At 64.4% G+C, this 19,791-nt stretch carries 12 protein-coding genes; 9 read left to right on the forward strand and 3 right to left on the reverse strand.

All coding sequences use genetic code 11. From position 1 onward, the window contains the following. Positions 1-13: 13 nt before the first annotated feature. Positions 14-1,705: a Na/Pi cotransporter family protein gene (locus tag XH81_RS37845; RefSeq protein ID WP_028144717.1), complete on the reverse strand. Its 1,692-nt coding sequence runs from the start codon at positions 1,703-1,705 to the stop codon at positions 14-16. Positions 1,706-1,883: 178 nt separating this feature from the next. Next, positions 1,884-3,068: a cystathionine beta-lyase gene (metC, locus tag XH81_RS37850; RefSeq protein ID WP_028144716.1), complete on the reverse strand. Its 1,185-nt coding sequence runs from the start codon at positions 3,066-3,068 to the stop codon at positions 1,884-1,886. Between the two features lie 388 nt (positions 3,069-3,456). On the opposite strand from metC, the gene XH81_RS37855 reads away from it, so the two are divergent. The 7 genes from XH81_RS37855 (at position 3,457) to XH81_RS37885 (ending at position 15,050) form a co-directional block, all read left to right on the forward strand. Continuing rightward, positions 3,457-4,473, forward strand: coding sequence for an amino acid ABC transporter substrate-binding protein (locus XH81_RS37855; protein WP_028144715.1), 1,017 nt, complete (start codon positions 3,457-3,459; stop codon positions 4,471-4,473). 24 nt (positions 4,474-4,497) lie between these two features. Further along, the gene (locus tag XH81_RS37860) at positions 4,498-5,703 is read left to right on the forward strand and encodes an amino acid ABC transporter permease (RefSeq protein WP_028144714.1); all 1,206 of its coding nucleotides are present in this window, start codon (positions 4,498-4,500) and stop codon (positions 5,701-5,703) included. Beyond that, a complete protein-coding gene (locus tag XH81_RS37865; RefSeq protein WP_028144713.1) occupies positions 5,700-7,220 on the forward strand; it encodes an amino acid ABC transporter permease in 1,521 nt (506 codons plus the stop codon). Before XH81_RS37860 ends, XH81_RS37865 begins: the two co-directional genes overlap by 4 nt. An 11-nt stretch (positions 7,221-7,231) precedes the next feature. Then, entirely contained in the window at positions 7,232-7,969 is a 738-nt protein-coding gene (locus tag XH81_RS37870) for an amino acid ABC transporter ATP-binding protein (protein ID WP_018323160.1), read from the forward strand. Positions 7,970-8,070: 101 nt separating this feature from the next. Next, entirely contained in the window at positions 8,071-10,320 is a 2,250-nt protein-coding gene (locus XH81_RS37875) for a tetratricopeptide repeat protein (RefSeq protein ID WP_028144712.1), read from the forward strand. Between the two features lie 99 nt (positions 10,321-10,419). Next, a complete protein-coding gene (locus XH81_RS37880) occupies positions 10,420-12,693 on the forward strand; it encodes an O-linked N-acetylglucosamine transferase, SPINDLY family protein (protein ID WP_028144711.1) in 2,274 nt (757 codons plus the stop codon). A 116-nt stretch (positions 12,694-12,809) separates the two neighbouring features. Continuing rightward, positions 12,810-15,050 (forward strand): O-linked N-acetylglucosamine transferase, SPINDLY family protein, encoded by a 2,241-nt coding sequence (locus tag XH81_RS37885; RefSeq protein WP_028144710.1) that lies wholly within the window; start codon positions 12,810-12,812, stop codon positions 15,048-15,050. 61 nt (positions 15,051-15,111) lie between these two features. Here XH81_RS37885 and XH81_RS37890 read toward each other — a convergent pair whose 3' ends face one another. Next, on the reverse strand, positions 15,112-16,146 hold the full coding sequence (locus XH81_RS37890) for a cysteine synthase A (RefSeq protein ID WP_028144709.1): 1,035 nt from the start codon (positions 16,144-16,146) through the stop codon (positions 15,112-15,114). A gap of 731 nt (positions 16,147-16,877) precedes the next feature. Between XH81_RS37890 and XH81_RS37895 the strand changes: the two genes are divergently transcribed. Both XH81_RS37895 and XH81_RS37900 read left to right on the forward strand, forming a co-directional pair. Next, entirely contained in the window at positions 16,878-18,362 is a 1,485-nt protein-coding gene (locus XH81_RS37895) for an efflux transporter outer membrane subunit (protein ID WP_085968199.1), read from the forward strand. Further along, complete coding sequence (locus tag XH81_RS37900; RefSeq protein WP_028144707.1) at positions 18,352-19,758, forward strand: efflux RND transporter periplasmic adaptor subunit; 1,407 nt, start codon at positions 18,352-18,354, stop codon at positions 19,756-19,758. Before XH81_RS37895 ends, XH81_RS37900 begins: the two co-directional genes overlap by 11 nt. Positions 19,759-19,791 lie beyond the last annotated feature (33 nt).

A 19,791-nucleotide genomic window follows, 5' to 3' on the forward strand; every position in this document is an offset into this window, starting at 1 on the left:
CCCACCCGGCCTTCTAACGCGGTAGCACCGAGGCCGCGCCTGAGGCTGGCAGGGCCGCTGTCTCCGCCTCGGTCCTGCGATAAGGCACGCCGGCCGCGTCGAGCACGGGATAGGCGACCGAGCAGATGTGCGAGTGGATACGCCTGAGGTCGCGCAGCACGTCCAGATGCAGCGAGGTCGTCTCGATGGTCTCGGGGCGGCCCTCGCGCAGGCGGTCGAGGTGGCGCTCGACTGCGGCAAGCTCGGTGTTGCGCAGTGCAGTTTTCTCCACCAGCAGCTTGCGCGCCTCGTTGGCGTCGCCGGACATGAAGACGCCGAAGGCGATCCGCAGCGAGTCCATGGTGCGCTTGTGGAAGGCGGCGAGCTCGTCGGCCCCTTCCGCCGAGAACTGGAAGCGCCGCTTGATCTTCTTGGTGGCGAGCTCGCTCAGGCTCTTGTCGATGATGTCGCCGATATGTTCGAGGTTGATGGCGAAGGAGATGATCTCCATCGCGCGCCGCCCTTCGCTCTCGTCGAGGCTGCCCCGCATCAGCTTGGTCACGTAGAGCTTGATGGCCTCGTCGAGACCGTCGACGAAATTGTCCATCTTGGAGACCTGGTCGACCAGCGCACGGTCGCCGGTCATCATCGCCGCCATCACCTTCCGCAGCATGACCTCGACGAGATCTCCCATCCGCAACGTCTCGCGAGCGGCGTCGGCGAGCGCCAGTGATGGCGTCTCCAGCGCAGTCTCGTCGAGATAGCGCGGGCGGGCCGGATCGGCCTCCTGCACGCGATCCGGCAGAAGGCGTGTCAACAGGCGCGACATGGTGTCGAGCAGGCCGATGAAGACGACGGCCGTGCCGACATTGAAGGTGATGTGGAAAGCCGCCGTCATCTTGGCCAGATCAGGCTGCCAGGCGTGCATGTGCTCGGCGATCGTGCCGAGGAAGGGCAGGACGAGCGCAATCCCGATCACGCGGTTGACGAGATTGCCGACCGGCAGGCGGTAGCTCGCGGGATCGTCACGCCTGGCGCCCTCGAACACGGGATTGATGGCACTGCCGAGATTGGCCCCGAGCACCAGCGCCAGCGCCGCGTAGGGCGTGATGAACTGCGAATAGGCCAGCGACATGATCAGCAGCACGCTGGCGACGCTTGAATGCACGGCCCAGGTGACAAGGGCGGCGATGATGATGCACAATATGGGATCGCCCGTGATGGCCGACATCACGATGCGGACGCCCGGTGCGTTCTCCGCCGGCGCCAGCGTGTCGAGCAGGATATGCAGCGAGAGCAGCATCAGGCCAAGGCCGATGCAGACGCGGCCGATGTCCTTGATCCGCGATCGCGGGCCGGAGCGGAAGGCGACGAGGCCAAGCACGAACAGGACCGGCGCGACGGCTGCGATGTTGAACGACAGCACCTGCACGATCAGCGTCGTGCCGACATTGGCCCCGAGCATGATGGCAAGCGCCGCGGCAAGGCTGACGAGCCCCTCGGCTGCGAACGAGCTCGTGATCAGGGCGGTCGCGGTGCTGCTCTGGAGCAGCGCGGTGAGGCCGAGGCCGGCGGCGAAAGCGCTGCCGCGGTTGCTCAGCGCCTTGCCGAGCAGCCGCCTGAGGTCAGGACCGAAGGCGCGCAAGATCCCGCTGTGGACCATGTGCAGGCCCCACAGCAACAGCGCAACGCCGCCCATCAGATCGAGCAGAACCAACGTTCCCATGCTCCGTGTCCGGATTGGAGTCGATTTGTGAGGCTAGCGCCAAATGCTTGAGGTTCAAACCTTTTGTTGGCGCGTCGGCGTTAACGTTTACGCCAGCTGCACGTTCCCACGGCGCGCATTGCGCGTCCGTCGCGGCGCGCGTTGGCGCGTCCGCGGTCGAGATGCCTTGTGAGCAGGCTCACATTGCCGCTTTGAGGGCAGCGAAGCCGCGGTCGAGATCGGCCTTGAGGTCGTCGACGCTCTCGAGGCCAATGTGGAGACGCAGCGTCGGGCCGCCCGGCGACCACTTGGTCGCGGTGCGATAGGCGTCGCAGTCGAAGGGAATTGCAAGGCTCTCGAAGCCGCCCCAGGAGAAGCCCATGCCGAACAGTTTGAGCGTGTTGAGCATGGTGTCGACGGCCTTCTGCGGGGCCGGCTTCAGCACGATGCTGAACAGGCCGGAGGCGCCGGTGAAGTCCCGCTTCCAGATCGCGTGACCGGGATCGGTCTCCAAGCCGGGATGCAGCACGCGCGCGACCTCGGGTCTAGCAGCGAGCCAACGCGCCATGTCGAGCCCGGAGCGGTGATGCTGTGCCAGCCGCACCGACAGCGTGCGCAGGCCGCGCAGCGCCAGGAAGACGTCGTCGGGTCCGGCGCAGACGCCGAGCAGGCGGATGCCTTCAGTGACCATCGGCCACGCCTTGGCGTTGGCCGAGATCGTGCCGAACATGATGTCGGAATGGCCGCCGATATATTTGGTGGCGGCCTGCATGCTGATGTCGACGCCCTGTTCGAGCGAGCGGTGATAGAGCGGCGTCGCCCAGGTATTGTCGTCGATGACGAGCGCGCCGTGCCCATGCGTGACCTCGGCGATGGCGCGAATGTCCGGCATCTCGAACGATTGCGAGCCCGGGGCCTCCACCAGAACGGCCCGGGTGTTGGGCTTGAACAGCTTGTCGATGCCGGCGCCGATCATCGGATCGAAATAGGTGGTCTCGACGCCAAGGCGGGTGAGCATGCCGTTGCAGAAATTGCGCGAGGGCCGATAGACGTTGTCGCAGACCAGGAGATGGTCTCCGGCCTTGAGCACCGAGAGCAGGGTGGTCGAGATCGCCGACAGCCCGGACGGGACGATGCCGACGCCGGCGCATTGTGGTCCCTCCAGCGCCATCAGCGTCTCCTGGAACGCCTTGGTGGTAGGGGAACCGTGGCGGCCATACGTGAACTCGCCGCGATGGGCGTGCAGGTCCTCCGCAGTCGGGTAGAGCACGGTCGAGCCGTGAAAGACCGGCGGATTGACGAACCCCTTCTGCGCCTTGGTGTCGCGGCCGGAGGTGACCAGCCGGGTCTCGGCCTGCTGCTCTTGGGGGTGCGAGGAATCCATGCGTCTGCTTTCAAAACCGCGTTTCCGCTCGGGCTTGGCGCCTGACGGGCTGGCCGAAAGGCCGCTGTCGTTAATAACAGAACACAGAAGAGTCCCGTCAACCCCTTGACCCGGCACGCCAGTCGTTCTGTGATGCGCAGGTGCTATTCAGTCGCCGCATGTTGAGGGGCCTGCCGCGACCTTCGATCCATCGTCTGACCGGACCTTGTGTCACAGCCATATCGGCCGGCGCTGCGGCGGGGATTAAGGTATGGCCTTTCGGGATCGGCGGGTGTTCGGCAAGGTTTTCCAGCATGACTCTTGCAGGGCTGGCCTTGATACGCCTGGCCCTGGCAGGGATGATCCTGAGACAACGTTCCTTGATACGACTTTGAAAGGCCCAAAGCCCATGAAACGCGTAACCCTGGCTCTCACCCTTGCTCTCGCCGCCGGCCTCTCCGCCCAGGCCGCCGATGCGCAAACGCTCAAGACGGTCAAGGACCGGGGCATGCTGTCCTGCGGCGTCAGCCAGGGCCTGCCGGGATTCTCCTCGCCCGACGACAAGGGCAATTGGACCGGCCTCGACGTCGACGTCTGCAAGGCGATCGCCGGGGCGATCTTCAACGATGCGACCAAGGTCAAATACGTGCCGCTGTCCGCCAAGGACCGCTTCACCGCGCTGCAATCCGGCGAAATCGACGTGCTCTCGCGCAACACCACCTGGACCATCTCGCGTGATACCTCGCTCGGCGCCAATTTTACCGGCGTGACCTATTATGACGGGCAGGGCTTCATGGTGAAGAAGTCGCTCAAGGTGAATTCGGCGCTCGAGCTCAACAGCGCCTCGGTCTGCGTGCAGACCGGCACTACCACCGAGCAGAATCTGGCCGACTACTTCAAGGCCAATAACATGAAGTACGAGGTGATCGCGTTCGGCACCAACGACGAAACGGTCAAGGCCTATGAGGCCGGACGCTGCGACGTCTTCACCACCGATCAGTCGGGCCTGTACGCCAATCGCCTGAAGCTTGCCAATCCCAACGACCACATGGTGCTTCCCGAAATCATCTCGAAGGAGCCGCTCGGCCCCATGGTGCGCCACGGCGACGATCAGTGGTTCGACATCGTGAAGTGGACGCTGTTCGCGATGGTCACCGCCGAAGAGCTTGGCGTGAGCTCGAAGAACGTAGACGAGAAAGCAAAGCTGGAAAATCCCGAGTTGAAGCGCGTCCTCGGCACCGACGGCAATTTCGGCGAACAGCTCGGCCTGACCAAGGACTGGGTGGTGCGGATCGTGAAGGCGGTCGGCAATTACGGCGAGGTGTTCGATCGCAATGTCGGCGCGGGCTCGCCGCTCGCCATCAATCGCGGTCTCAACAATCTCTGGAACAAGGGCGGTCTTCAGTACGCGCCGCCGATCCGCTGATCATCCTGATCCGCTGGCTGCGGCATGAGCACCGAGGCCCGAAAACCGCCACCCCAGATCGCGCTGAAGATCAGGCGCGTTCTGGGTGGCAAGGCAGGCTGGAACGGCGTTGCCGTCCAGTTTGCCTTCGCGGCGATCCTGGGCTGGATCGGCTATGAGATCGTCTCCAATGCCCGCGCCAACCTCGAAAACCAGCACATTGCCGCCGGCTTCGGCTTCCTCAGGAATAATGCCGGCTTCGACGTCAACCAGACCCTGATCTCCTATACCGGCTCGGACACGTTCCTGCGCGTGTTCGTGGTCGGGCTCCTGAACACGCTCGTGGTCTCGGTGGTGGGCATCGTCTTCGCCACCTTGATCGGCTTCATCGTCGCGCTGTGCCGGCTGTCACCCAATTGGCTGTTGTCCCGCGTCGGCGAGATCTATGTCGAGCTCATCCGCAACCTGCCGCTGCTGTTCCAGATCCTGTTCTGGTACCTCGCGGTGCTGGCGGCCTTGCCCAATCCGCGGCAGAGCATCTCGCTGCTCGGCGTTGCCTTCATCAGCAATCGGGGCCTCGTCATTCCAAGCCCGGTCGGCGGAAGCGGCCTGGAGCCATTTCTGGCGATGCTGGCGCTCGGTATCGTCGCGTCCCTGGCCTTGCGCTTCTATGCGCGGCGCGCGCTGTTTCAGGAAGGGCGGATGATCCGGATCTGGCCCACTGTGCTTGGCCTGCTGTTCGGGCTGCCGCTCGCCACGATATTGGTGTTCGGTCTGCCCTTTACCTTCGAGCTGCCGCAGCTGAAGGGCTTCAATTTCGCCGGCGGATCGCGGATCATTCCGGAGTTCGTGGCGCTGACGCTGGCGCTGTCGACCTATACCGCCGCCTTCATCGCCGAGATCGTGCGCGCCGGAATCCTGTCGGTCCACAAGGGGCAGATGGAGGCGGGGGCCTCGCTCGGCCTCAGCCGCGGCACCACGCTCCGGCTGGTCGTCGTGCCTCAGGCCATGCGCGTCATCGTGCCGCCGCTGACCAACCAGTACCTCAATCTCACCAAGAACTCGTCGCTGGCGGTCGCGATCGGCTATCCTGACCTCGTCTCGGTGTTCGCCGGCACGTCGCTGAGCCAGACCGGGCAGGCGATCGAGATCATCGCGATGACCATGGGCATCTATCTCCTGATCTCGCTGCTCACCAGCGCGATCATGAGCGTCTACGGGTGGCGCGTCAGCCGGAGTCTGGGCGCATGAGCGATATCGCCTCGAGCAGCTTCGTCCGCCGGGACCTGCTCACCGAACGTCCCGCGCCTGTGAAGACCACGGGCTTTGTCGGGCTGATGCGCACGCGCCTGTTCAACTCGCCGACCAACATCCTGCTCACGATCGTTGGCGCCTTGCTGTTGTGGTTCACCATCGTTCCCTCGGTCAGGTTCCTGATGGTCGATGCGGTCTGGAGCGGCAAGGACCGCACGGCATGCCTCGCGGAGAACGCCGGCTTTGCGGTCGGCGCCTGCTGGCCCTACATCCAGGCCAAGCTGCCGCAATTGATCTACGGTTTTTATCCCGAGGCCGAGCGCTGGCGGGTCAACCTCACCTTCATTCTTGCGGTGGCCCTGCTGGTGCCGCTGCTCGTGCCGCGTCTGCCGGCGAAGGGGCTCAACGCCAGTCTGTTCTTCTTCGCATTTCCTGTGGTCGCGTTCTTTCTGCTGCACGGTGGCGGCATCAAGGGCTTTGGTCTCAGCTGGACCGCCGGCCTGCTGGAATTGTTCGACGACAGCATCATCGGCGCCGGGCAGGCCGTGCTCGGTCTCAGCAAGACATCCGCCGCCGCGCCGTTGTTGTGGTTGGTCGGGAATTTTATCGTGCTGGTCGGCACGGCGATCTCCTGGCTGATCCTTCCGCTGACCTGGCTGCGCGATCAGATCCAGGGCGCGGGTCAGTCGATCTGGGCCGATTTCGCCGTCACCACCGCGGTCGTGTCGTTGATCGCCTTCGGTCTCGGCGGCGGCTTGCGCACCGGCTGGCGCGCTCTGGCCTCGAGCATCGTTGCCTTCGGTGCCATCGCTATCGTGATCAAGCTGATGGGGCTCGATCGCGGTGGACTGCCGGTCGTGACGACGAATTTGTGGGGCGGCCTCCTGGTGACGCTGGTGGTCTCCGTCACCGGCATCGTCACCTCGCTGCCGATCGGCATCGCGCTGGCGCTCGGCCGCCGCTCCACCATCCCGCTGATCCGGATCTTCTCGATCGCCTTCATCGAGTTCTGGCGCGGCGTGCCGCTGATCACCGTGCTGTTCTTCGCCACCTACATGCTGCCGCTGTTCCTGCCCGGCAATTTCACCGTCGACGGCCTCGTCCGCGCGCTGATCGGCATCGCGCTGTTCACGGGCGCCTATCAGGCCGAGAACGTCCGCGGCGGGCTCGCTGCGATCCCGCGCGGGCAGGGCGAGGCCGCCGCGGCCCTCGGCTTGTCCTGGTGGAAGACGACCTCGCTGATCGTGCTGCCGCAGGCGCTGCGTCACGTCATTCCGAACCTCGTCAACAGCTTCATCTCGCTGTTCAAGGACACCTCGCTAGTCTCGATCGTGGCGCTGTTCGATCTGCTCGGCTCGCTCAGGGCCTCGTTCTCGGACCCGAAATGGTCAACGCCTTCGACCGCGTTCACCGGCTTCGCCTTCGCCGGGATCATCTACTTCATCTTCTGCTTTGGAATGTCGCGCTACTCGCTGTTCGTCGAGCACCGCCTCAACGCCCACCGTCGCAACTGATCGAGGTCACCATGTCCGACCCCATCGTCAAGATTTCCGGCCTCAACAAATGGTACGGCGACTTTCACGTGCTGCGCGACATCGACCTCGCGGTCGAGAAGGGCGAGCGCATCGTGATCTGCGGACCCTCGGGCTCCGGCAAGTCGACCCTGATCCGCTGCATCAACGCGCTGGAGGAATTCCAGGAGGGCGAGATCGTCGTCGACGGCATCGCGCTCGGCCCCAACCTCAAGCACATCGACGCGGTGCGCCGGGAAGTCGGCATGGTGTTCCAGAGCTTCAACCTGTTCCCGCATCTGACCGTGCTGGAGAATTGCACGCTGGCGCCGATCTGGGTGCGCAACATCCCGAAGAAGGACGCCGAGATCAACGCGATGAAGTTCCTGGAGCGGGTCAAGATCCCGCATCAGGCCAACAAGTTTCCGGGTCAGATGTCCGGCGGCCAGCAGCAGCGCGTCGCGATCGCGCGGGCCCTGACCATGAACCCGAAGGTCATGCTGTTCGACGAGCCGACCTCGGCGCTCGACCCCGAGATGGTCAAGGAGGTGCTGGACACCATGGTGGACCTCGCCGAGGAAGGCATGACCATGCTGGTCGTCACCCACGAAATGGGCTTTGCCCGCGAGGTCGCCAACCGCGTGGTCTTCATGGACGCCGGCCAGATCATCGAGGCCAACACGCCGAACGAGTTCTTTGCGGCGCCCCAGCACGCCCGCACGAAGCTGTTCCTGAGCCAGATCCTGCGCTGAGCACTCGCCATCCGGAGCCCGCGCCGGCCTGACTGACCCGCCAGCCTGGCACCATCCGAATCAGCTGTGCCTCTTTCCGGGCCATCTTCCGGAGAGAGACCTTGCAGAGCAGTGTCGGCGCGCGCGCATTCCAGAATGCGCGATTGCAAAAGAAGTTGAGGAAGCAGGCGGACGCCGTCATGTCGCTCGCGGTCGAGGCGCTGCGGCAGGGCCGATTTGCCGAGGCCGAGACGCTCTGCCGGGGCATTGTGGAGGAGGTTCCGGATCATTTCCACGCCACGCACCTGCTCGGCCTGCGCGCGTATGAGGGCGGGCGGCTGGAGGAGGCGCAACGACTGTTCGAACGCGCGGTTGCGCTCGATCCGCGCTCGCCCGATGCCCATGGCAATCTCGGCGCCGTGTATTTCGATCTCCAGAAATTTCAGGACGCCCGCGCATGGCAGGAGAAGGCCATTGCGTTGAAGCCGAATTGTCCGATCACCCTGACCAATCTCGGCAATACGCTCCTGAATGTCGGCCTCGGCGAACAGGCGATCGGGCTGCACGAACGCGCGATCGGGCTGCGGCCCGACTATGCCGATGCATTTTGCAACCGCGGCATGGCAGAGCTGTTGATCGGCCGGTCCGAGCGCGCCAAGGAGAGTTTCGATCGCGCCCTGTCGTTTCAGCCGCGTCATGCGGAAGCGATCGCGGGCAAGGGCATGGTGTGCATCGAGCTCCGGCATTATGAGGAGGCGGAAGCCGCCCTCGCGGCAGGGCTCGCGATCAAGCCGGGTTCACCGCGGATTCTGGCCCAGCGCGGACGGCTCAATTTCGATCTGCACCGGCTGGAGCAGGCGGCGGCGGACTTCGATGCGGCACTGGCGCAATCGCCGCGGCTCGAGCTCGCGCTGCGCGGCAAGGCGCAAGTCAACCTTCTCTTGGGGAACACGACGCAGGCGATCGCGGCCGTCAAGATCCTGCTCGAGGACAATCCGCGGTCCGATTACGCAATCGTGCTTCTCGGCGCCTGCTATGCGAACCAGGGAGACGTCGCGACGGCACTCGAGCATCTCGACGCGGCGCTCGAGATCTCTCCGGATTATGTGGATGCGATCGCACGCAAGATATTCATCCTGGATTATCTGCCGGAGGCCGATTTCGCGGTCCAGCAGGCGGCGCGAAAATCCTGGTGGGATGCGATCGGCGCCCGACTGCCGCAACGGACACTGCGGCCCCGGGAGCTCGATCCGGACAGGCGGATCGTCGTCGGCTATGTCGCCTCGGAATTCAGGAACCACTCGGCAGCGTTCGCGCTGTTGCCGGTGCTGCGCCATCATGATCACGCCAGGTTCGAGATCGTCTGCTATTCCTGCTGGCCGCTGCAGGATGAGATCACCGAGAGGTTCAAGCCCCTCGCGGACGTCTGGGTCGATGCCGCGCAGCTTTCGGACGACGAGCTCCTCGATCGCATCCAGGCGGACAAGATCGATATCCTGATCGACGTGTCCGGGCATACGGCTGGCAACAGGCTCCCCGTATTTGCCCGCAAGCCGGCCCCGATACAGGTCACGGGTTTCGGACACGCCACGGGCACGGGCCTTCAGACCATGGATTACGTGCTCGCCGATCCAATCTTCATTCCGCACTCGGCGCGCCATTTGCTGGTCGAGAAGGTCCATGATCTGCCCTGCCTGATCACGATCGATCCCATCCTGGACGTGCCGCCCTCGGAGCTTCCCATGCTCCGGAACGGCCATGTGACCTTCGGTGTGTTCAACCGCATCTACAAGATCTCGGATGAGGCGATCCGGGTGTGGTCAAAAGTGATGCGCGAGGCGGCGGGTTCGAAGATCATCATCAAGCACGGGCTGCTCGACGATCCCTTGCTGCGCGACGGCCTGATCGCGCGGTTCGTGGCCCAGGGCATTGCCGAAGAGAACATCACCTGCCTGGGCTCGACCACGCGCCACGAGCATCTGCTGGCCTTCGCGCAAGTCGACATCTCCCTCGATACCTTCCCGCAAAATGGCGGCATCAGCACCTGGGAATCTCTCTATGCAGGTGTTCCGGTCGTCGCCAAGCTCGGCAACGGCTCTTCGTCGCGCGCCGGCGGCTCGATCGTGGCGGCCGTCGGCCTCGACGACTGGGTCGCCGAGGATGACGACGGCTACGCCGCGATCGCGTGCAAATATGCGGCGCAGCCCGCTCATCTGGCGACGTTGCGGGCGGAACTGCCGGCTCGGATCGCAGCCTCGCCTGCCGGCAACGTCGAACTCTATACGCGTGAGGTCGAGGCGGCCTATCGCCGGTTCTGGCAGGATCATTGTGCCGGCGCCTCGGAAGGCGGCGAGGTGGCGAGCCAGAGCTGAGCCCCGGGAAATCCCGGAGGCGATGCCGGTCTGCTGACGAGCCGGCCAGGGCTGCGAATCAGTTAGACTCCGGGTCAGGGCATCCTCCGGAGAGACACCTTGCAGAACAGCGGCGGCGGCGCGCGCGCATTCCAGAATGCGCGATTGCAGAAGAAGTTGATGAAGCAGGCCGACGCCGTCATCGCCGCTGCGGCGAACGCCTATGGCCAGGGCCGCTATGCCGAGACCGAGGCGCTGTGCCGCGAAATCCTGAAAGCCCTTCCGGATCACGTCGACGCTGTGCATCTGCTCGGCATGTGCGCCCATGACGGCCGGCGCCTCGAGGAGGCGAAAGAGCTGCTGGAGCGCGTGATTGCGCTCGATCCGCGCCTGCACGATGCCCATAACAACCTCGCAACCGTGCATTTCGACCTCGGCAATTACGAGGAGGCGCGGCGATGCCAGGAGAGGGCGATCGCGCTGAAGCCCAATTTCGCGGTTGCGCTGACCAATCTTGGCAACACGCTGATGCATCTCGGGCTATACGAACAGGCGCTCGAGCTGCACGAGCGCGCCATCAAGATCAAACCGGATTATGCCGACGCACTCTGCAATCGCGGCATGGTCGAGATCGTGCTTGGGCAGATCATGCGCGCCAAGGAGAGTTTCGATCGGGCCCTGCTGTTTCAGCCGCGTCACGCGGAGGCCATCGTCGGCAGCGGCATGGTCAGCATGGAACTGCGGCACCACGAGGAGGCGGCAGCCAAGCTCGCCATGGCGCTCGCGATCAAGCCCGGCGCGCCGAGGATCCTGGCCCAGCGCGGGCGGCTCAGTTACGAGCTGCAGCGCCTGGAGCCCGCGCTTGCGGACTTCGATGCGGCGCTTGCGATTTCGCCCAAGCTCGAGCTGGCCCTTCGGGGCAAGGCGCAGGTCTGCCTCGTCATGGGACGGACCGCGCAGGCGATGGCGGCGGCGACGACCTTGATCGAGCGAAATCCGCGCTCCGAGATGGGGTTGGCGCTGCTGGGCTTCGCCTATTCCAACCAGGGAGACATGGACTCCGCGATCCAATATCTCGATCGCGCGCTTGCGCTCCGACCGGATTATGGAGACGCGATCAGGGGCAAGATCTTCTTGCTGGACTACCTCGCGGACGCCGATTTCGCGGTCCAGCAGGCGGTGCGCAAGTCCTGGTGGGATGCGATCGGCTCGAAGATACCGCGAAGGACGCTGCCGAAGCGGCCGCTCGATCCGGACAAGCGGATCGTGGTCGGCTACGTCGCCGCCGAATTCCGGCAGCATTCGGCGGGACTTACCCTGCTGCCCGTGCTGCGCAACCACGATCACGCCAAGTTTGAGATCATCTGCTATTATTCCTGGCCGGGAGCGGACGAGTACACCGCCAAGTTCAAGTCAATGGCGGACGTCTGGGTCGACGCCTGGCAGATGTCGGACGACGAGCTCGCCGATCGTATTCAGGCCGACAACGTCGACATTCTGATCGACGTTTCCGGCCACACGACCGGCAACAGGCTGCAGGCCTTCGCGCGGAAGCCGGCTCCGATCCAGGCCACGGGATTCGGACACGCGACGGGCACGGGCATGCCGACCATGGACTATGTGCTCGCGGATCCCATCTTCATTCCGCCATCGGCTCGGCATTTGTTTCCGGAAAAGATCTACGATCTGCCGTGCCTGATCACGATGGAGCCAGTCACTAATCTGCAGCCCTCCGAGCTGCCGATGCTCCGCAACGGCTACGTCACCTTCGGCGTGTTCAACCGCATCTACAAGATTTCGGATGATGCGATTCGTGTGTGGTCGCGCATCATGCGGGAGGTGCCGGGATCGAAGATCATCCTCAAGCATGGTTTGCTCGATGATGCCCTGCTGCGCGATAGCCTGATCGCACGCTTCATCGCGCAGGGCATTGCGGAGGAGGACATCACCTGCCTCGGCACCACCTCGCGCGACGACCACCTGATGGCCTTCGACAAGATCGATATTTCGCTCGACACGTTCCCGCAGAATGGCGGCATCAGCACCTGGGAATCCCTCTACAAGGGCGTTCCCGTCGTCGCCAAGCTCGGCATTGGAGCCTCTTCGCGTGCCGGCGCCTCCATCGTGGCCGCCGTCGGTCTCGGCGACTGGGTCGCCGAGGATGACGACGGCTATGTCGAGATCGCCCGCAGATTTGCGTCGCAGCCCGAGCATCTGGCGAAGTTGCGCGCGGGATTGCCGGCTCGGATCGCAGCCTCGCCCGCCGGTAATGTCGAGATCTACACGCGCGAGCTCGAAGCGGGTTATCGTCAGTTCTGGCGCGACTATTGTACCGCCGCCGCGGAGAGCGACGAGGCTGCGGCAAGCGGGGCAGACGCACCTGGCGGTTCCTGAGCCGGATCCTGCAGCGAGCCCCGGAATAGCCCGGAAGGATTTCCAGTCCCGCCGACCGGCCGGCCCGGAACGCGAATCAGTTAGACTCGCCGCGGGCCATCTTCCGGAGAGACATCTTGCAGAGCAGCGCCGGCGCGCGCGCATTCCAGAATGCGCGGTTGCAGAAGAAATTGAAGAAGCAGGCCGACGCCATCATCCCCGCCGCGGCGAGCGCTTATGGCCAGGGCAGATATGCGGAGAGCGAGGCGCTTTGTCGCCAGATCGTGCAAGCCGTTCCGGATCATTTTGACGCCACGCATTTGCTCGGCCTGAGCGTGCAACAGGGCGGGCGCCTGGAGGAGGCGCAACAACTGCTTGAGCGCGCGATCGCAATCGATCCGCGTTCGCACGAGGCGCATCACAATCTCGCCGCTGTCCACCTGTCCCTTCAGAAATTTGAGGCCGCCCGCGCGTGTCAGGAAAGGGCGATCGCGCTGAAGCCGAATTTTCCGCCGGCCCTGGCCGGCCTCGGCAACGCCTTGCTCCAGATGAACCTGCCGGAACAAGCCATCGAACTGTATGACCGCGCCATCGCCTTGAAGCCCGACTACCCCGATGCGCTCTGCAATCGGGGTCTGGCCGAGCTGGCGCTGGGCCGATTTGACCGCGCCAGACAGAGTTTCGAGCGCGCGCTGTTGTTTCAGCCGCGTCACGCCGAAGCCCTCATCGGCAAGGGCGTGGTCGGGATCGAGCTCAAGCATTACGACGAGGCGGAAGCCGCGCTCGCAGCGGCGTTCGCGATCAGGCCAGGTTCGGCAAAGCTCCTCGCGCACCGCGGACGGCTCAATTTCGCGCTGTCGCGGCCCGAACAGGCAGCTGCGGATTTTGACGCGGCACTGGCGCTTTCACCGAAGCTCGAAGTGGCTTTGCGGGGGAAGGCCGAAGTCTCGTTGAGCGTGGGGAATACGGCGCAGGCGATCCTGGCCTGCACGGCGTTGCTCGAGGAAAATCCGCGCTCGGCGATCGCCCTGGCGCTGCTGAGCTCCTGCTTTGCCAACCAGGGAGAGATCGCAGCCGCCATCGAACATCTCGACGCCGCTCTGGCAATTGCGCCGGACCAGCCGGACTTGATCGCGCGGAAGATCTACTTTCTCGACTTTCTCTCCGAGGCCGATTTCGCGGTCCAGCAGGCCGCGCGCAAATCCTGGTGGGATGCGATCGGCGCCAGATTGCCACAGAGGAAGCTTGCACCCCGGCAGCTCGATCCCGGCAGGCGGATCGTGGTCGGGTATGTCGCGGCCGAGTTCTGGTACCACTCGGCGGCGTTTGGCCTCTTACCGGTGCTGCGCCACCATGATCACGCCAAGTTCGAGATCGTCTGCTATTCGTGCTCGCCGGTACGAGATGAGATGACAGCCAAGTTCAAGTCGTTGGCGGACGTCTGGGTCGACGCCGCGCAGCTTTCGGACGATGAGCTGGCCGATCGTATCGAGGCCGACAAGGTCGATATCCTGATCGACGTGTCCGGGCATACGACCGGCAACAGGCTTCCGGTCTTCGCCCGCAAGCCGGCCCCGATTCAGGTCACGGGCTTTGGACACGCGACGGGCACGGGCCTTCAGACCATGGACTACGTGCTCGCCGATCCGATCTTCATTCCGGAATCGGCCCGTCATCTGCTGGCCGAAAAGGTCTACGATCTGCCGTGCCTGATCACGATCGATCCGATCCTGGATGTGCCTGCTTCGGAGCTTCCCATGCTCCGCAACGGCCATGTGACTTTCGGCGTGTTCAACCGCGTCAACAAGATCTCGGACGAGGCGATCCGCGTGTGGTCGAAAGTGATGCGCGAGGTGGTCGGATCGAAGATCATCATCAAACATACGCTGCTTGACGATCCCATGGTGCGCGATGGCCTTCTTGCGCGACTCGTGAACCAGGGCATCCCAGAAGAGAACATCACCTGCCTGGGCTCGTCAGCGCGCGCGGAACATCTTCAGGCCTTCGCGAGAGTCGATATTTCGCTCGATCCATTTCCGCAGAATGGCGGCGTCAGCACCTGGGAATCCCTTTATGCGGGCGTTCCAGTCGTGGCCAAGCTCGGCCACGGCGCCTCCTCGCGCGCCGGCGGTGCCATCGTGGCGGCGGTCGGGCTTGACGACTGGGTCGCCGAGGATGACGACGGCTATGTCGAGATCGCCCGCAAATTTGCCTCGCAGCCCGAGTATCTCGCGAAATTGCGCGCGGGCCTGCCGGCTCAGATCGCAGCCTCGGCGGCCGGCAATGTCGCGATCTACACGCGCAGGGTCGAGGAGGGCTACCGCCAGTTCTGGCGCGACTATTGTGCCGCGGCCTCGGAACGCGGCGAGGTCGCGTAAACCGGCCGAACGGCGCTGACGTTGTGGACCCGCGTCCCCGACCCGAGGGGGCGCGTGACGATCACACGAAGGGTGGCTTGATGTTGCTGCGCTTCTCCAACCATTCCGGCACCGGCAGGTTCTTGGCGCGCATGAAGTCCGCGTTGAACAGCTTCGACTGATAACGGCTGCCGGAATCGCACAGCACGGTGACGATGGTCTTGCCGGGCCCGAGCTGCTTGGCGAGGCGTATTGCGCCCACGATGTTGACACCGGTCGAGCCGCCGAGGCACAGGCCCTCGTGCTGCAGCAGCTCGTAGATCACGCCGACGGCTTCGGCATCGGGAATGAGATAGGCATCATCGACCTTCGCGGTCTCCACGATGGCGGTCGCCCGGTTGAGGCCGATGCCCTCGGTGATCGAGCCACCCGGCGTCGCCTTGGGATCGCCGGTCCTGAAGTATTCATACATGCCGGCGCCGTGCGGATCGGCGCATGCGATCCGCACGTTCTTGTTCTTCTCTTTCAAGTAACGGCTGACACCAGCCAGCGTGCCCCCGCTGCCGACCGAGCAGACGAAGCCGTCGACCTTACCGCCGCTCTGCTCCCAGATTTCGGGGCCCGTGGACTCGTAATGCGCCTTGGCATTGTCGAGGTTGTTCCACTGATCGGCGAACAGCACGCCGTTCGGCTCGGTCTTGCGCAGCTCGTCAGCAAGACGGCGACCGACATGCTGGTAGTTGTTGGGATTGGCGTAGGGCAGGGCCGGCACCTCGATCAGCTCGGCGCCGCACAGCTTCAGGAAATCCTTCTTCTCCTGGCTCTGCGTCTCCGGGATCACGATCAGGGTGCGGTAGCCGCGGGCGCTCGCGACGACCGCAAGGCCAATGCCGGTATTGCCGGCGGTCGCTTCCACCACCAGACCACCGGGCTTGAGCTCGCCGCGCTTCTCGGCCTCCAGGATCATCCATTTGCCGGCGCGATCCTTGACCGACTGGCCGGGATTCATGAACTCGGCCTTGCCGAGAATGGTGCAGCCGGTCAGTTCCGAGGCGCGCTTCAGCTTGATCAGCGGGGTGTTGCCGATGGCTTCGACAACGTCATTTCGAATGGTCATGTCGGGGAAATCGCTACCAAGGGGGTTGATCTGGTCGGCCAGAACCTAGTGCTTGGGAGGCCAAAGGGGAAGGCTTTTGCGCTGCGGCGAAACCGGCTGAAACGCCTGTCCAAACAGCGATATTATCGAGAGGCGAGGCCGGCGATGATGTGTTCGGCCACGCGGCGAGATATCGATAGGAGGAAATGGCTGAACTCCGCCAGAGCACGGAGGATGACGGTCGCCACCAGCCGCTTCACGACCGCTTTTTTCCAAGGGTGCGATGAGCCGAAACCCGAGGGACGTGGATGGTCTGGATGGCCGAAATCATATCTGCACGAGGGATGGCTCCCTTTCGGGAATTGAAGGCCAGGCGAGATGGAGCGGCCGGAGCGCACGACTGAACCGACGCCGCGGGGGCTGGTGCGGTCGGATGGAAAGGCTCAGATGCCACTGTGGCAGCAATAACACATGAAATCTTGGTAAGCTTGATCGCGTATCCCAATGTTTCAGAATGAGAGAAATCCCTGCGAGACAGTCACCTTTCGAATTCAGATCGGCTCGATCGCACCTGATTGGCGTGGCCATCTCGCAACTGCGGGACTGTCCCGCTGGTCAGCGCACGGCTAGTATGATTTTCGAGGTTCCGCAGAAAGCACCGCCGCTGTGAACGAGTTGTCCAAAGCCCCCCGACTGTCCCGCCGCGAATCGGCTAATCCGGCTGCGCGGCGGTTCGATCTGCCCGGCGGGGGATGGATGTGACAGAGGATGTTCCTGCGATCGCCATGCGGCGGTCTGAAGGTTCTGCATCCCGGACGCTGCGCGCGGCGCGCTGGATTGCGGTGTTGTGCCTTGCCGCCGGCTCGGGTGCTTGCGTGCTGACCCAGGACCTTCCGGATCCCGCCCTCGACGTACCCACGCAGTACAAATATGCGGGCAAGGGTGATGCGCCGCCGTCACTGGATTGGTGGCGCGGCTTCCGCTCCGCGGAGCTGACGCAGCTGATGGAGGAGGCGCAGACCGTGAACCTCGACATCGCCGCCGCCGTTGCGCGCATCGTCCAGGCCGACGCCCAGGCGCGGCAGGCGGGTGCGGCGCTGCTGCCGAGCGTGTCGACAGGCGGATCGGAAACCTATTCGCGCACTTCGGGCTCCAGCGCGTCCGGCCTCTCCATCGGCGGGCGCGAGGTCGTCAATTACTCGGCATCGCTGAGCGCGAGCTACCAGCTCGACTTCTGGGGCCAGAATCGCGACGCGCTGCAGACAGCGGAGGAGACCGCGAACGCCAACCGCTTCGATCGCGACACGGTCGCGCTAACGACGCTGGCGGCCGTCGCCAATGCCTATTTCCAGGTGCTGGCCTCGCAGGATCGCATCAGGACCTCACAGCGCAACATTGCGAGCGCGCAGCGCATCCTCGATGCGGTCAGGGAGCGGCGCAAGGCCGGCACCGGCACCGATCTCGACGTCGCCCAGCAGGAGAGTGTGCTTGCCAACCAGAAGGCCCTGGTGCCGCCGCTGCGCCAGACGCTCGACCAGAACGTCAACGCACTCGCCGTCCTGGTCTCGCGCCCGCCGGAGAGCGTGCGCGTGCTCGGCGGCTCGCTGGACCGGATCGCAATCCCGCGCGTGACGCCCGGCCTGCCGTCGGAGCTCCTGACGCAGCGGCCCGACATCCGCCGGCAGGAGGCGCAGCTCGCCTCGGCGACGGCGAATATCGGCAATGCCCGTGCTCAGTTCTTTCCGACCATCCAGCTCACCGGCAATGGCGGCTATCAGAGTTCGGCCTTGGTCTCGCTGTTCCAGCCCCATGCGGCCTTCTTCCAGCTCGTCGGCAGCGCCACGCAGCCGATCTTCGACGGCGGCAAGATCCTCGGCAATTTCGAGTTCGCCAAGGCGCGGCAGGACGAATTGCTCCAGACCTACCGCAAGACCATTATCCAGTCGTTTGCCGACGTCGACAATGCGCTGTTCTCGATCAAGCAGACCACGATCAAGCTGCAATTGCAGCGCGACGTGGTCGTCGCCTCGCGCCGCGCCTTCGATCTCTCCGAGCAGCAATTGCGCGCCGGCACCGCCGACATCGTGACCGTGCTCAACACCCAACTGACCCTGTTCCAGGCGGAAGACGCGCTGTCACAGGCGCAACTGGCCCGCTTGCTCGCCATCGTCAGCCTGTATCAGGCGCTCGGCGGCGGCTGGGAGCCGCGAATGGAGAAACCGGTCAATGCTCTTTAAGCCGGATACGAAGCAGGACGCGAAGGAGGGGACGGCGAAGAAGTCGCTCGGCCGCGGCTTCATCATGACCCTGATCACGCTCGCGATCCTCGGCGGCCTGTTCTATCTCGGCTGGACTGCCACGCATCAGCAGCAGGCCAACAACCGCAACAACCAGAGGCTCGATCTGCCGGTGCCCGTGCTCGCGGCCACGCCCCGCGTTCAGGACGTTCCGGTCTATCTCGACGGCGTCGGCGCGATCCGCGCGCTCAACACCGTGACCGTGCGCTCGCAGGTCGACGGCAAGCTGATCGCCGTGAACTTCACCGAGGGCCAGGACGTCAAGAAGGGCGACGTGCTCGGCGAAATCGATCCTGCGCTCTATCAGGCCACCTACGACCAGGCGGTCGCCAAGAAGGCGCAGGACCAGGCCCAGCTCGCCAACCAGCGCATCGACCTGACACGGTACGAGCAGCTCGCTGCCTCCAACGCCGGCTCCAAGCAGCAGGCCGACACCCAGCGCGCGCTGGTCGCGCAGACCGAGGCGCTGGTCAAGGCCGACCAGGCTGCGATCGACAACGCGGCGGCGACGCTGAGCTACACCAAGATCGTGGCGCCGCTCTCGGGGCGAGCCGGCCTGCGCCAGGTCGATCAGGGCAACATCATCCACGCCTCCGACACCACGGGCCTCGTGGTGATCACGCAATTGCAGCCGATCGCGGTGTGGTTCAGCCTGCCGCAGCAACAGATCATGCGCGTCAACGCCGCGGCCGCCAAGGGCACGCTCGCGGTCGACGTGTTCGGCAATGATGGCATCACCGTGATCGATACCGGCAAGCTCACCGGCATCGACAACCAGGTCGACCAGACCACCGGCACGCTCAAGCTCAAGGCGGAATTTCCCAACGCCAACTACCAGCTCTGGCCGGGCCAGTTCGTCAATGTCCGTCTCAAGGTCGAGACGCTGATGCAGGCGCTGGTGGTGCCGACATCAGCCGTGCAGCGCGGCCCGATCGGAACGTTCAGCTATGTCATCGGCGATGACAATATCGTCTCGGCCAAGCCTGTGACGGTGACCCAGCAGAACGAGCATGACGCCGTGATCGCCAGCGGCCTGTCGGCGACCGACAGGGTCGTCACCACGGGCTTTGCCAATCTGTCCGACGGCTCCAAGGTGACCGTCGGCCGCGACGACCAGACCCCGTCGGCTGATCTTGCCCCGCGCAAGCGCTCGCGCGGGCCCGACGCCCAGAAGAAGGATGGTGCCAAGGAAGGGCAGAAGGAGCACCAGAAGGACGGACAGGGTAAGGACGGCGAGTTCCGCGCCAAGCGCAAGAGCAGCGAAGGCGACCAAAAAGGACAGACCGGGCCGGCTCCAGGTCCGGGGGCATCGGGAAGTGGAGCCAAGCAGCCATGATCCCGACAACAGCCGCTTGAAGCGGCAGGCAGA

Origin of the sequence: Bradyrhizobium sp. CCBAU 25360 (assembly GCF_028128695.1) — a bacterium.
Taxonomy (GTDB): Bacteria; Pseudomonadota; Alphaproteobacteria; order Rhizobiales; family Xanthobacteraceae; genus Bradyrhizobium; species Bradyrhizobium ottawaense.

Coding starts and splice junctions, on each gene's coding strand:
- XH81_RS37870 (WP_018323160.1), top strand. CDS start 7,232: ATGTCCGACCCCATCGTCAAGATTTCCGGCCTCAACAAATGGTACGGC.
- XH81_RS37860 (WP_028144714.1), top strand. CDS start 4,498: ATGAGCACCGAGGCCCGAAAACCGCCACCCCAGATCGCGCTGAAGATC.
- XH81_RS37895 (WP_085968199.1), top strand. CDS start 16,878: ATGGATGTGACAGAGGATGTTCCTGCGATCGCCATGCGGCGGTCTGAA.
- XH81_RS37845 (WP_028144717.1), bottom strand. CDS start 1,705: ATGGGAACGTTGGTTCTGCTCGATCTGATGGGCGGCGTTGCGCTGTTG.
- XH81_RS37855 (WP_028144715.1), top strand. CDS start 3,457: ATGAAACGCGTAACCCTGGCTCTCACCCTTGCTCTCGCCGCCGGCCTC.
- XH81_RS37865 (WP_028144713.1), top strand. CDS start 5,700: ATGAGCGATATCGCCTCGAGCAGCTTCGTCCGCCGGGACCTGCTCACC.
- XH81_RS37890 (WP_028144709.1), bottom strand. CDS start 16,146: ATGACCATTCGAAATGACGTTGTCGAAGCCATCGGCAACACCCCGCTG.
- metC (WP_028144716.1), bottom strand. CDS start 3,068: ATGGATTCCTCGCACCCCCAAGAGCAGCAGGCCGAGACCCGGCTGGTC.
- XH81_RS37900 (WP_028144707.1), top strand. CDS start 18,352: ATGCTCTTTAAGCCGGATACGAAGCAGGACGCGAAGGAGGGGACGGCG.